Source organism: Shinella zoogloeoides (assembly GCF_022682305.1).
In the GTDB taxonomy this organism is placed as follows: Bacteria; Pseudomonadota; Alphaproteobacteria; order Rhizobiales; family Rhizobiaceae; genus Shinella; species Shinella zoogloeoides_B.
The window spans coordinates 996656-1008871 of the sequence record NZ_CP093528.1 but is presented as its reverse complement, the minus strand read 5'-3'; the positions used below and the strand labels follow the sequence as shown (position 1 = coordinate 1008871).

Below are 12216 nucleotides of genomic sequence, written 5' to 3'. Positions count from 1 at the left end.
GTCAGCGCGCCTCGCTGCGGTCACGGCCGAGGAAGCGGTCGCGGGATTCAGCCCAAGCGGCGAGGCAGTCGGCATCGCTTGCGGCGGCCTCGCCGAGCTGCTGGCAACGGCGCAGGCTGGCGCGCAGGGGATCGGGCGGCGGCTGGAGGGCCGAGGCCGGGAGCGGCGCGGAAGGTTCATCCTTCCGCGCCATGTCGATTGCGGTCACTGTCAAGGCAATCGCAACGAACACCACGGCCCCGAGCCGGGCCAGCATCTTGCCGTCCATGGCGAGCCTCCCGGTCAGTTGTTGCCGTTGTTGAACATCTGCGCGTTGCCCGGCAGGTAGCCGGTGCCGGGTGTCAGGAACCGCTCGCGCTGGATGCGGCCCTGTTCAGCAGCGGTCGCGCGCTCGGCCTCGGTCAGCGCGTCGGCCCGGCCATTGGCCGAGATGACCGCGATCAGGTCGGAAAGCTGCTGCGACTGGAGGGCGAGAAGCTGGTTGCCGGCCTGCGTGGCTTGCAGCGCGCCGGTCGCGCCTTGGCTCTGGCCGACCAGCGCGGCCATTTCGGCGCGGTTGCTGTCGATATTGCCGACCGCTCCCGCCTGCACGCGCATGGCGTCCTGCAAGCTGCCGACCGTGTTCTCCCACCGGCTGCGCGCATCGGCGACAAGCTGGGCGTCGGTCGCCGAAAGCGAGACATTGCCATATTGCTTCTGGAACGCTTGGTCGATCTGGCCGACCTCGAAGGCGATGTTCTGTGCCTGCCCGAGAAGCTGCTGCGTGCGCTGGACGCTCTGCTGGAGCTGCTGGAGCGAGGAATATGGCAGGCTCGCCAGATTGCGGGCCTGATTGATGAGCATCTGCGCCTCGTTCTGGAGGCTCTGAATCTGGTTGTTGATCTGCTCCAGCGTGCGCGCGGCGGTAAGCAGGTTTTGCGCATAGTTGGTCGGGTCATAGACGATCCGGCCGAAGCCGAATTGTGCATGGGCCGGGCTTGCCAGCATGGGCGAAAGCGCGACGGGCATGGCGAGCGCCAGCGCGAGGGCCGAGGCCCCAACGATCTTGGGATAGGTCATGGAAGAATCTCCTGTGTGGGGTGGCTATCGAGCGGGGCCGGCGCGGCGGATTCCGGCCGGTCGGCAAGATTGGTGAGGTTCGGGATCAGGTCGGCCGCCCAATCGACGCCGCGCTCGCGCAGCCATGCGGCGAGGAAGCCGTCGCGGCCGCGTTCGGCGACGATCTGCGCAATGAGGGTCTGGTCGGATTTGGCGGATGCGGCGCAGAGGGCGAGGCCGACTTCGGACAGGCCAAGCTCGAACAGGCGATTGCCGCGCCGTGACTGGCAGTAATAATCCCGCTTGGGCGTGGCCCGTGCGAGGATTTCGATCTGCCTGTCATTGAGGCCGAAGCGGCGATAGATGGCCGTGATCTGCGGCTCGATGGCGCGCTCGTTCGGCAGCAAGAGTCGCGTCGGGCAGCTCTCGATAATCGCGGGCGCGATGTTGCTGCCGTCAATGTCGGACAGGCTTTGTGTGGCGAAGATGACGCTGGCGTTCTTCTTGCGCAGCGTTTTCAGCCACTCACGGAGCTGGCCGGCGAAACCCTCGTCGTCCAGCGCAAGCCAGCCTTCATCTATGATGAGCAGCGTGGGGCGGCCATCGAGCCGGTCGCCGATACGATGGAACAGATAAGCAAGCACGGCAGGGGCCGCGCCGGTCCCGACAAGGCCCTCGATCTCGAAGGCTTGCACGTCCGCCGATCCCAAATGCTCTGTCTCGGCGTCGAGCAGCCGGCCATAGGCACCGCCGACGCAGAACGGACGGAGCGCCTGTTTCAGATCGTTGGATTGCAACAGCACCGCAAGGCCGGTGATGGTCCGTTCCTCGACCGGCGCGGAAGCGAGCGAAGTCAGCGCCGTCCAAAGGTGTTCCTTGACCTCGGGCGTGATCGCCAGCCCCTCGCGCATGAGGATGGCCGCAATCCAGTCCGCCGCCCATGCGCGTTCATAGGTGTCGTGGATGCGGGCAAGTGGCTGGAGCGAAACGGACGCCTCATCTCCTTCCGTGAGGCCACCGCCCAAATCGTGCCAATCCCCGCCCATGGCGAGCGCGGCGGCGCGGATGCTGCCGCCGAAGTCGAAGGCGAAAACCTGCGATCCCGCATAGCGCCGGAACTGCAAGGCCATGAGCGCCAGCAGCACGGATTTGCCCGCGCCGGTCGGGCCAACGACAAGGGTGTGTCCTACGTCGCCGACATGGAGACTTAGCCGGAACGGGGTTGAGCCTTCAGTCTTTCCAAAGAGCAAAGGGGGTGCACCGAAATGCTCGTCCCGTTCCGGCCCCGCCCACACCGCTGAAAGCGGGATCATGTGGGCGAGATTCAAAGTGCTGATGGGCGGCTGGCGGACATTGGCGTAGGCGTGTCCGGGCAGACTGCCGAGCCATGCGTCAACCGCGTTGACGCTCTCGGGCATGACGGTGAAGTCACGGCCCTGAACGATCTTCTCGACCAGGCGCAGCTTCTCTTGCGCCACGCGCGGGTCGGCATCCCATACGGTGACGGTCGCCGTGACGTAGGCCATGCCCGCCACGTCTGCCCCAAGCTCCTGCAACGCCATGTCGGCGTCGAGCGCCTTGTTCGCCGCGTCGGTGTCCACAAGGGCGGACGCCTCGTTGGTCATCACCTCTTTCAAGATCGCCGCGATGCTCTTGCGCTTAGCGAACCATTGGCGACGGATGCGGGTCAGCAACCGGGTCGCATCGGTCTTGTCGAGCAGGATCGCGCGCGTGCCCCACCTGTAGGGGAACGGCAGCCGGTTCATCTCGTCGAGCAGGCCCGGCATCGTTGCGGTCGGGAATCCCACGATGGTCAGGACGCGCAGATGTGTGTCGCCAAGGCGCGGCTCCAGCCCGCCAGTCAACGGCTGGTCGGCGAGCAGCGCGTCGAGGTGCATCGGCACCTCGGGCACGCGCACGCGATGGCGGTTGGTTGAGATGGTGGAATGGAGGTAGGTCAGCGTTGCGCCGTCATCCATCCAACGGCACTCGGGCATGAAGCCGTCGAGCAGCGCCAGCACGCGGTCGGTGCGGTCGATGAAGCCGCGCATCAGCTCCCACGGGTCCACGCCGGTTTTCTCGCGGCCCTCATAGAGCCATGCCTCAGTGCGGGCGGCTTCCTCGGCCGGGGGCAGCCAGAGGAAGGTGAGGAAGTAGCCGGACACGAAATGCGCGTCCGCTTCCTCGAAACCAGCCTTCCGTTCCGCATCGACCAGCGCCGACGCGGCATCGGGAAAGCGACTATCGGGATAGGTCGCCGCCTCGCTGCGCTGTGCCTCGACGAAGATGCTCCAGCCGGAGCCGAGACGGCGCACGGCGTTGTTGATGCGGCCGGCGACGGCGACCAGCTCGGCCGCGACGGCGGAATCCAGATCGGGGCCGCGAAACTTCGCGGTCCTCTGAAAACTCCCATCCTTGTTCAAGACGACGCCGGAGCCGACCAGTGCCGCCCATGGCAGATAGTCGGCGAGTCGGGTGGCGGTGCTGCGGTATTCGGCAAGGTTCATCATCGACGCGCCTCCCTCACACCGCCAGATGGCCGGGGATGCGCAGATGCCGCCGCCCGACCTCGACAAAGAGGGGATCGCGCTTTGCCGCCCACACGGCCGCGAAATGACCGATGGCCCAGATGGCGATGCCGACCAGCCAGAGGCGCAGGCCGAGGCCCACGGCCCCGGCCAGCGTGCCGTTCAGAATCGCGATGGAGCGCGGTGCGCCGCCGAGCAAAATATGCTCGGTCAGCGCCCGATGGACCGGGACCGTGAACCCCGGCACCGCGTCGAGCTGTTCGAGGCCGCCCGCCATCAGATGAGCGCCCCGCCGCCGAACGAGAAGAACGACAGGAAGAAGCTCGACGCCGCGAAGGCGATGGACAGGCCGAACACGATCTGGATCAGCTTGCGAAAGCCGCCGCCCGTATCGCCGAAGGCCAAAGTCAGGCCGGTCACGATGATGATGATGACGGCGATGATCTTGGCGACCGGCCCTTCGATGGACTGGAGGATGCTTTGGAGCGGTGCTTCCCACGGCATCGACGAACCGGACGCATGGGCGGCCGGGGCGAGCATGAAGCTGATGACAAGGGTGGATGCGGCGGTCGCGGCGAAGCGATAGCCGCGCGAAATCGTGCGGATCATGAAGATTCTCCTGTGCTGGTGGGGATTGCCAAAGGGATGGGATGCGTGATGCGGTAGTCGCCGTCCGGTCCCAGCCCTTCGACGCGGGCGAGTTCGGCCAGCCGGCGCGCGGAACCGCGCCCGGAAAGGACGGCAACGAGGTCGATTGTCTCGGCGATCAGGGCGCGCGGGACGGTGACGACAGCCTCTTGGATGAGCTGTTCAAGGCGGCGCAGCGCGCCGATGCCGGTGCCTGCATGAATGGTGCCGATCCCGCCCGGATGGCCCGTGCCCCATGCTTTGAGCAGGTCGAGGGCTTCCGATCCGCGCACCTCGCCGATAGGGATGCGGTCGGGGCGCAGGCGCAGCGAGGACCGGACCAGATCGGAAAGCGTCGCCACGCCGTCTTTCGTCCGCATGGCGACAAGGTTGGGCGCGGCGCATTGCAGCTCGCGCGTGTCCTCGATGATGACGACGCGATCCGCCGTCTTCGCCACCTCGGCGAGCAGCGCATTGGTCAGCGTGGTTTTGCCGGTGCTGGTGCCGCCCGCTACCAAGATATTGGCGCGGGATGCGACGGCTTCGCGCAGCGTTTCCGCCTGATCGGTGGACATGATGCCCGCCGCCACATAGTCGTCGAGCGTGAACACCGCGACGGCGGGCTTGCGGATGGCGAAGGTCGGGGCAGCGACCACGGGCGGCAATAGCCCTTCAAACCGCTCCCCGCTCTCGGGCAGTTCGGCCGAGACGCGGGGGCTGCGGGCATGAACCTCCGCGCCGACATGATGCGCGACTAGCCGAACGATGCGTTCGCCATCGGCGGCGGACAGTCGCTCGCCCGTGTCGGAAAGCCCTTCGGATAGCCGGTCCACCCAAAGGCGACCATCCGGGTTCAGCATCACCTCGACCACGGCCGGGTCTTCGAGCAGCCGGGCAATGGCTGGGCCGAGCGCGGTGCGCAACATGCGCGCGCCGCGCGCAATGGCTTCCGGCTTTTGGTGATTGGTGGTCATGTCGGCCCCGTTTCTTCATGGGGCGCGACAGGCGATCCCCGGATCGGGGTCGATTAAGAGAGGCCGAAATCCGGCCGGTTCAACAAGTATCTAGCTGCGTGCGGTGATCGGCGGCGAACGGCGGTAAATAGGATGGGTGGCATCTAAGATGGGGTGGAGAATGGAATGGCAGCTTCCGGGCCGACAGAGGGTGAAGCGGTCGTTCAGTGTCGCAAAAATCTGTCGCGCAAGTTAGATTTTCATGCCTGATTGTCGCGACAGCTTTTTCCCTACAAAATCAGCGCCGGCGATTTTGTCGCAAAACTTAGGATATATGCGACGAAGCGGACAAGTACCGTGCCCTGTATGACGTGGCAAAGATCGCGTTTGACGACGATTTTGTCGTTTTCAGAAGACGGCTGCACTGAACGTCAGAAGCCGACTGCACTATAGCAGCGGAGGGGTTGGATCCATCAGGCAACGACGGGCTGCTGCCGGCCATCAGCGGACGCAGGGAGGACTTTCCGCAACCGGCCGTTCGATGCGGCACCGATGGCCTTCGCGCAGGGGTAGTGAATCCGCCAGGATTGACTTGCGCTGCCCTACCTCTCACTAGTGAGGGGCGGCAGCGCATCAAGCGGTGAGCGCACTCCGGCACCGCCAACTTTCAGCACATGCGTGTAAATCATCGTCGTAGAGACGTCGGAATGGCCGAGCAGATCCTGCACGGTTCGAATGTCGTAACCGCTGCGGAGCAAGGCCGTCGCGAACGAGTGGCGGAGGGTGTGCGGTGTGGCGGGCTTCGTGATGCCTGCTTGTTCTACGGCACGTTTGAAGGCGCGCTGAAAGGTCTGGTCATACATGTGATGGCGACGCACGACACCGCTCCGTGGATCGGTCGAATGCGTGTGCTGCGCAAAAACCCAGAACCACGGCCAGGAATGCCCGGCGCGCGGATACTTCCGCTCAAGGGCGTCGGGAAGCGCAACGCCGCTGCGGCCCTCGGCCTGGTCCTTCAGCCACCATGCCCGTGCACGCGACAGCTGCTCGCGCAGGCTGGGTGCCAAGCTCTCGGGTAACATCAAGGCCCGATCCTTGGAGCCCTTGCCCTCCCGCACGATGATCGTGCCGTGATCGAAATCCAGATCCTTGACCCGCAGTTGCAAACCCTCACTGATCCGCATGCCCGTTCCATACAGAAGCTGGGCGAACAAACGATGCTCGCCTTCCAGAAAACCGAGGATGCGAACCACTTCATCCGGGGTCAGCACCACCGGCAAGCGCCGCGACGGCCGAGGTCTTCCGATCTCCTGAAGCCAGGGCAGATCCGTGCACAGCACCTTGCCGTAGAAGAACAGCAAGGCCGCCAATGCCTGACGATGCGTGGAGACCGAAACCTTGCGCTCGTTCGCCAGCCAGGACAGAAATGCCTCGACTTCGCTGCTGCCCAAGGTTGCCGGGTGACGCACACCGTGGAAACGGATGAAGGCACGAACCCAGTGGACATAAGCCTGTTCGGTTCGTAAACTGTAATGCAAGTAGCGTATGCGCTCACGCAACTGGTCCAGAACCTTGACCGAACGCAGCGGTGGTAACGGCGCAGTGGCGGTTTTCATGGCTTGTTATGACTGTTTTTTTGTACAGTCTATGCCTCGGGCATCCAAGCAGCAAGCGCGTTACGCCGTGGGTCGATGTTTGATGTTATGGAGCAGCAACGATGTTACGCAGCAGGGCAGTCGCCCTAAAACAAAGTTAGATGCCAGATTTGGCGTTGCGTATGCTCACAGAAAATCGACAGCCGCAAGACTGTTTTTGGCAACTCATAGCCACCACTATTTATCCTTCATACCGTAGAGGAGATTGCACGTGAAGAACTGGCTCTTTCTGGCTATTGCAATATTTGGTGAGGTCGTCGCAACTTCCGCACTGAAGTCCAGCCATGGATTCACCAAGTTAGTTCCTTCTGTTGTAGTTGTGGCTGGCTACGGGCTTGCGTTCTATTTCCTCTCTCTCGCAATCAAGTCCATCCCGGTCGGCATTGCTTATGCTGTTTGGGCTGGCCTCGGCATCGTACTTGTGGCAGCTATCGCTTGGATCTTCCATGGCCAGAAACTAGACTTGTGGGCGTTCGTTGGCATGGGACTTATCGTTAGTGGCGTCGCCGTTCTAAATCTGCTATCCAAGGTCAGCGCACATTGATCGGGCTGGCATCTAACAATTCATTCAAGCCGACGCCGCTTCGCGGCGCGGCTTAATTCAGGTGTTAGCCATATCGGGAGTTAAATTGAAAATTTCATTGATTTCTGCAGTGTCAGAAAATGGCGTAATCGGTAGTGGTCCTGATATTCCGTGGTCAGCAAAAGGTGAGCAGCTAATCTTTAAGGCGCTCACATACAATCAGTGGCTTCTTGTTGGAAGGAAAACATTTGACTCTATGGGAGTTCTTCCAAATCGCAAATATGCAGTAGTGTCAAAGAATGGAATTTCAGGGTCAAATGAAAACGTCTTGGTTTTTCCTTCAATAGAAAATGCTTTGCAAGAACTATCTAAAATTACAGATCATGTATATATTTCGGGTGGGGGGCAAATCTATGAAAGCCTTATTGAAAAAGCAGATATAATTCATCTATCTACTATTCATGTTGAGGTTGAAGGTGATATTAAATTCCCTATATTACCTGAAGGTTTCAACTTGGTTTTTGAACAGTTTTTTGTGTCTAATATAAATTATACATATCAAATTTGGAAAAAAGGCTAACAAGTCGTTGCAGCACCAGTCGCTCCGCTCCTTGGACAGTTTTTAAGTTGTGGTTTTATGGTTTTGCTGCGCAAAAATATTCCATAAAACCACAACTTAAAAACTGCCGCTGAACTCGGCGTTATGCTGTGACCCGGGTTGTTGGCGAAGCGAACGTATGGCGATTAAAGTAATAAACGCAAAGGTAAAATAATGACGTGGAGAACGACCAGAACACTTTTACAGCCTCAAAATCTGGACTTCAATGAGTTTGAGATTCTTACTTCCGTAATTGAGGGCGCCCGAATTGTCGGCATTGGCGAGGGCGCTCATTTTGTCGCGGAGTTTTCACTGGCTAGAGCAAGTCTTATCCGCTATTTGGTCGAAAGGCATGATTTTAATGCGATTGGTTTGGAATGTGGGGCGATTCAGGCATCCCGGTTATCTGAATGGCTCAACTCAACAGCCGGTGCTCATGAACTTGAGCGATTTTCGGATACCCTGACCTTTTCTGTGTATGGCTCAGTGCTGATCTGGCTGAAATCATATCTCCGCGAATCAGGAAGAAAACTGCAGTTAGTCGGAATCGACTTACCCAACACCCTGAACCCAAGGGACGACCTAGCGCAATTGGCCGAAATTATCCAGCTCATCGATCACCTCATGAAACCGCACGTTGATATGCTGACTCACTTGTTGGCGTCCATTGATGGCCAGTCGGCGGTTATTTCATCGGCAAAATGGGGGGAGCTAGAAACGGCTCGGCAGGAGAAAGCTATCTCAGGGGTAACCAGATTGAAGCTCCGCTTGGCGTCGCTTGCCCCTGTACTGAAAAAACACGTCAACAGCGATTTGTTCCGAAAAGCCTCTGATCGAATAGAATCGATAGAGTATACGTTGGAAACCTTGCGTATAATGAAAACTTTCTTCGATGGTACCTCTCTTGAGGGAGATACTTCCGTACGTGACTCGTATATGGCGGGCGTAGTAGATGGAATGGTTCGAGCGAATCCGGATGTGAAGATAATTCTGCTGGCGCACAACAATCATTTACAAAAAACCCCAGTCTCCTTTTCAGGCGAGCTTACGGCTGTTCCCATGGGGCAGCACCTCGCAGAGAGGGTGAATTACCGTGCGATTGCATTCACCCATCTTGGACCCACCGTGCCGGAAATGCATTTCCCATCGCCCGACAGTCCTCTTGGATTCTCTGTTGTGACCACGCCTGCCGATGCAATCCGTGAGGATAGTATGGAACAGTATGTCATCGACGCCTGTGGTACGGAGAATTCATGTCTGACATTGACAGATGCCCCCATGGAAGCAAAGCGAATGCGGTCTCAAAGCGCCTCTGTAAAAACGAAATTGAGCGAGGCATTTGATGCCATCGTCTGTGTTCCAAGCGCCGGCAAGGACAGCCTAGTTGCCCTATAGGAAACCGGAAATGAAAATGAGGGAGCATAACCTGCGAATCCACCGGACGGTTTTCAACCGCCGGTGATCAGCGCGTTAGACATCATGAGGGTAGCGGTGACCATCGAAATTTCGAACCAACTATCAGAGGTGCTAAGCGTCATTGAGCGCCATCTGGAATCAACGTTGCTGGCCGTGCATTTGTACGGCTCCGCAGTGGATGGCGGCCTGAAGCCATACAGCGATATTGATTTGTTGGTTACTGTGGCCGTAAAGCTTGATGAAACGACGCGGCGAGCATTGCTCAATGACCTTATGGAGGCTTCGGCTTTCCCTGGCGAGAGCGAGACGCTCCGCGCTATAGAAGTCACCCTTGTCGTGCATGACGACATCATCCCGTGGCGTTATCCGGCTAAGCGCGAGCTGCAATTTGGAGAATGGCAGCGCAATGACATTCTTGCGGGTATCTTCGAGCCAGCCATGATCGACATTGATCTAGCTATCCTGCTTACAAAAGCAAGAGAACATAGCGTTGCCTTGGTAGGTCCGGCAGCGGAGGAATTCTTTGACCCGGTTCCTGAACAGGATCTATTCGAGGCGCTGAGGGAAACCTTGAAGCTATGGAACTCGCAGCCCGACTGGGCCGGCGATGAGCGAAATGTAGTGCTTACGTTGTCCCGCATTTGGTACAGCGCAATAACCGGCAAAATCGCGCCGAAGGATGTCGCTGCCGACTGGGCAATAAAACGCCTACCTGCCCAGTATCAGCCCGTCTTACTTGAAGCTAAGCAAGCTTATCTGGGACAAAAAGAAGATCACTTGGCCTCACGCGCAGATCACTTGGAAGAATTTATTCGCTTTGTGAAAGGCGAGATCATCAAGTCAGTTGGTAAATGATGTCTAACAATTCGTTCAAGCCGACCGCGCTACGCGCGGCGGCTTAACTCCGGCGTTAGATGCACTAAGCACATAATTGCTCACAGCCAAACTATCAGGTCAAGTCTGCTTTTATTATTTTTAAGCGTGCATAATAAGCCCTACACAAATTGGGAGATATATCATGAAAGGCTGGCTTTTTCTTGTTATCGCAATAGTTGGCGAAGTAATCGCAACATCCGCATTAAAATCTAGCGAGGGCTTTACTAAGCTTGCCCCTTCCGCCGTTGTCATAATCGGTTATGGCATCGCATTTTATTTTCTTTCTCTGGTTCTGAAATCCATCCCTGTCGGTGTTGCTTATGCAGTCTGGTCGGGACTCGGCGTCGTCATAATTACAGCCATTGCCTGGTTGCTTCATGGGCAAAAGCTTGATGCGTGGGGCTTTGTAGGTATGGGGCTCATAATTGCTGCCTTTTTGCTCGCCCGATCCCCATCGTGGAAGTCGCTGCGGAGGCCGACGCCATGGTGACGGTGTTCGGCATTCTGAATCTCACCGAGGACTCCTTCTTCGATGAGAGCCGGCGGCTAGACCCCGCCGGCGCTGTCACCGCGGCGATCGAAATGCTGCGAGTCGGATCAGACGTCGTGGATGTCGGACCGGCCGCCAGCCATCCGGACGCGAGGCCTGTATCGCCGGCCGATGAGATCAGACGTATTGCGCCGCTCTTAGACGCCCTGTCCGATCAGATGCACCGTGTTTCAATCGACAGCTTCCAACCGGAAACCCAGCGCTATGCGCTCAAGCGCGGCGTGGGCTACCTGAACGATATCCAAGGATTTCCTGACCCTGCGCTCTATCCCGATATTGCTGAGGCGGACTGCAGGCTGGTGGTTATGCACTCAGCGCAGCGGGATGGCATCGCCACCCGCACCGGTCACCTTCGACCCGAAGACGCGCTCGACGAGATTGTGCGGTTCTTCGAGGCGCGGGTTTCCGCCTTGCGACGGAGCGGGGTCGCTGCCGACCGGCTCATCCTCGATCCGGGGATGGGATTTTTCTTGAGCCCCGCACCGGAAACATCGCTGCACGTGCTGTCGAACCTTCAAAAGCTGAAGTCGGCGTTGGGGCTTCCGCTATTGGTCTCGGTGTCGCGGAAATCCTTCTTGGGCGCCACCGTTGGCCTTCCTGTAAAGGATCTGGGTCCAGCGAGCCTTGCGGCGGAACTTCACGCGATCGGCAATGGCGCTGACTACGTCCGCACCCACGCGCCTGGAGATCTGCGAAGCGCAATCACCTTCTCGGAAACCCTCGCGAAATTTCGCAGTCGCGACGCCAGAGACCGAGGGTTAGATCATGCCTAGCATTCACCTTCCGGCCGCCCGCTAGCGGACCCTGGTCAGGTTCCGCGAAGGTGGGCGCAGACATGCTGGGCTCGTCAGGATCAAACTGCACTATGAGGCGGCGGTTCATACCGCGCCAGGGGAGCGAATGGACAGCGAGGAGCCTCCGAACGTTCGGGTCGCCTGCTCGGGTGATATCGACGAGGTTGTGCGGCTGATGCACGACGCTGCGGCGTGGATGTCCGCCAAGGGAACGCCCGCCTGGGACGTCGCGCGGATCGACCGGACATTCGCGGAGACCTTCGTCCTGAGATCCGAGCTCCTAGTCGCGAGTTGCAGCGACGGCATCGTCGGCTGTTGCACCTTGTCGGCCGAGGATCCCGAGTTCTGGCCCGACGCCCTCAAGGGGGAGGCCGCATATCTGCACAAGCTCGCGGTGCGACGGACACATGCGGGCCGGGGTGTCAGCTCCGCGCTGATCGAGGCTTGCCGCCATGCCGCGCGAACGCAGGGGTGCGCCAAGCTGCGGCTCGACTGCCACCCGAACCTGCGTGGCCTATACGAGCGGCTCGGATTCACCCACGTCGACACTTTCAATCCCGGCTGGGATCCAACCTTCATCGCAGAACGCCTAGAACTCGAAATCTAACGTCCGTTCGGGCATCGAGGTCCATGTCGGGGTGGGACGGGCCCGTGGCTT

At 59.4% G+C, this 12216-nt stretch carries 13 protein-coding genes and 1 pseudogene; 7 read left to right on the top strand and 7 right to left on the bottom strand.

Annotated elements, in window-relative coordinates; genetic code table 11:
* Window position 1: 1 nt before the first annotated feature.
* The 7 genes from trbK-alt to intI1 form a co-directional block, all read right to left on the bottom strand.
* Window positions 2–268 carry a putative entry exclusion protein TrbK-alt gene (gene trbK-alt, locus MOE34_RS05070; RefSeq protein WP_029074216.1) on the bottom strand — a complete coding sequence of 89 codons (267 nt, stop codon included), beginning with the start codon at window positions 266–268 and terminating at the stop codon, window positions 2–4.
* A 14-nt stretch (window positions 269–282) separates the two neighbouring features.
* Window positions 283–1059, bottom strand: coding sequence for a P-type conjugative transfer protein TrbJ (gene trbJ, locus MOE34_RS05065; protein ID WP_029074215.1), 777 nt, complete (start codon window positions 1057–1059; stop codon window positions 283–285).
* The gene (gene trbE, locus MOE34_RS05060) at window positions 1056–3548 is read right to left on the bottom strand and encodes a conjugal transfer protein TrbE (protein WP_029074214.1); all 2493 of its coding nucleotides are present in this window, start codon (window positions 3546–3548) and stop codon (window positions 1056–1058) included. Before trbE ends, trbJ begins: the two co-directional genes overlap by 4 nt.
* A 13-nt stretch (window positions 3549–3561) precedes the next feature.
* Window positions 3562–3843, bottom strand: coding sequence for a VirB3 family type IV secretion system protein (locus tag MOE34_RS05055; protein WP_029074213.1), 282 nt, complete (start codon window positions 3841–3843; stop codon window positions 3562–3564).
* The gene (locus tag MOE34_RS05050; protein WP_029074212.1) at window positions 3843–4175 is read right to left on the bottom strand and encodes a TrbC/VirB2 family protein; all 333 of its coding nucleotides are present in this window, start codon (window positions 4173–4175) and stop codon (window positions 3843–3845) included. The genes MOE34_RS05055 and MOE34_RS05050 overlap by 1 nt, the downstream gene beginning before the upstream one ends.
* Window positions 4172–5167 (bottom strand): P-type conjugative transfer ATPase TrbB, encoded by a 996-nt coding sequence (gene trbB, locus MOE34_RS05045; protein WP_242221577.1) that lies wholly within the window; start codon window positions 5165–5167, stop codon window positions 4172–4174. Before trbB ends, MOE34_RS05050 begins: the two co-directional genes overlap by 4 nt.
* Window positions 5168–5748: 581 nt before the next feature.
* Window positions 5749–6762 carry a class 1 integron integrase IntI1 gene (gene intI1 / locus MOE34_RS05040; protein ID WP_000845048.1) on the bottom strand — a complete coding sequence of 338 codons (1014 nt, stop codon included), beginning with the start codon at window positions 6760–6762 and terminating at the stop codon, window positions 5749–5751.
* A 250-nt stretch (window positions 6763–7012) separates the two neighbouring features.
* Here intI1 and qac point away from each other — a divergent pair, with 250 nt between their 5' ends.
* From qac to MOE34_RS05005, 7 genes and pseudogenes are all read left to right on the top strand, one after another.
* A complete protein-coding gene (qac, locus tag MOE34_RS05035; protein ID WP_015059047.1) occupies window positions 7013–7345 on the top strand; it encodes a quaternary ammonium compound efflux SMR transporter QacL in 333 nt (110 codons plus the stop codon).
* 85 nt (window positions 7346–7430) lie between these two features.
* On the top strand, window positions 7431–7904 hold the full coding sequence (dfrA32, locus tag MOE34_RS05030) for a trimethoprim-resistant dihydrofolate reductase DfrA32 (protein WP_032084013.1): 474 nt from the start codon (window positions 7431–7433) through the stop codon (window positions 7902–7904).
* A gap of 192 nt (window positions 7905–8096) precedes the next feature.
* Window positions 8097–9317: an EreA family erythromycin esterase gene (gene ere(A), locus MOE34_RS05025; RefSeq protein WP_032084014.1), complete on the top strand. Its 1221-nt coding sequence runs from the start codon at window positions 8097–8099 to the stop codon at window positions 9315–9317.
* Window positions 9318–9401: 84 nt separating this feature from the next.
* Window positions 9402–10240, top strand: a pseudogene (locus MOE34_RS05020) (AadA family aminoglycoside 3''-O-nucleotidyltransferase).
* Window positions 10241–10356: 116 nt separating this feature from the next.
* Window positions 10357–10704, top strand: coding sequence for a quaternary ammonium compound efflux SMR transporter QacE delta 1 (locus MOE34_RS05015; protein ID WP_000679427.1), 348 nt, complete (start codon window positions 10357–10359; stop codon window positions 10702–10704).
* Window positions 10698–11537 (top strand): sulfonamide-resistant dihydropteroate synthase Sul1, encoded by an 840-nt coding sequence (sul1, locus tag MOE34_RS05010; protein ID WP_000259031.1) that lies wholly within the window; start codon window positions 10698–10700, stop codon window positions 11535–11537. Before MOE34_RS05015 ends, sul1 begins: the two co-directional genes overlap by 7 nt.
* A 127-nt stretch (window positions 11538–11664) precedes the next feature.
* A complete protein-coding gene (locus MOE34_RS05005; RefSeq protein WP_000376623.1) occupies window positions 11665–12165 on the top strand; it encodes a GNAT family N-acetyltransferase in 501 nt (166 codons plus the stop codon).
* The last annotated feature ends 51 nt before the right edge of the window (window positions 12166–12216 follow it).

Bases quoted from the DNA above. Each gene is read 5' to 3' on its own strand.
- trbK-alt (WP_029074216.1), bottom strand. From the start codon at position 268: ATGGACGGCAAGATGCTGGCCCGGCTCGGGGCCGTGGTGTTCGTTGCG.
- trbJ (WP_029074215.1), bottom strand. From the start codon at position 1,059: ATGACCTATCCCAAGATCGTTGGGGCCTCGGCCCTCGCGCTGGCGCTC.
- trbE (WP_029074214.1), bottom strand. From the start codon at position 3,548: ATGATGAACCTTGCCGAATACCGCAGCACCGCCACCCGACTCGCCGAC.
- MOE34_RS05055 (WP_029074213.1), bottom strand. From the start codon at position 3,843: ATGGCGGGCGGCCTCGAACAGCTCGACGCGGTGCCGGGGTTCACGGTC.
- MOE34_RS05050 (WP_029074212.1), bottom strand. From the start codon at position 4,175: ATGATCCGCACGATTTCGCGCGGCTATCGCTTCGCCGCGACCGCCGCA.
- trbB (WP_242221577.1), bottom strand. From the start codon at position 5,167: ATGACCACCAATCACCAAAAGCCGGAAGCCATTGCGCGCGGCGCGCGC.
- intI1 (WP_000845048.1), bottom strand. From the start codon at position 6,762: ATGAAAACCGCCACTGCGCCGTTACCACCGCTGCGTTCGGTCAAGGTT.
- MOE34_RS05015 (WP_000679427.1), top strand. From the start codon at position 10,357: ATGAAAGGCTGGCTTTTTCTTGTTATCGCAATAGTTGGCGAAGTAATC.
- sul1 (WP_000259031.1), top strand. From the start codon at position 10,698: ATGGTGACGGTGTTCGGCATTCTGAATCTCACCGAGGACTCCTTCTTC.
- MOE34_RS05005 (WP_000376623.1), top strand. From the start codon at position 11,665: ATGGACAGCGAGGAGCCTCCGAACGTTCGGGTCGCCTGCTCGGGTGAT.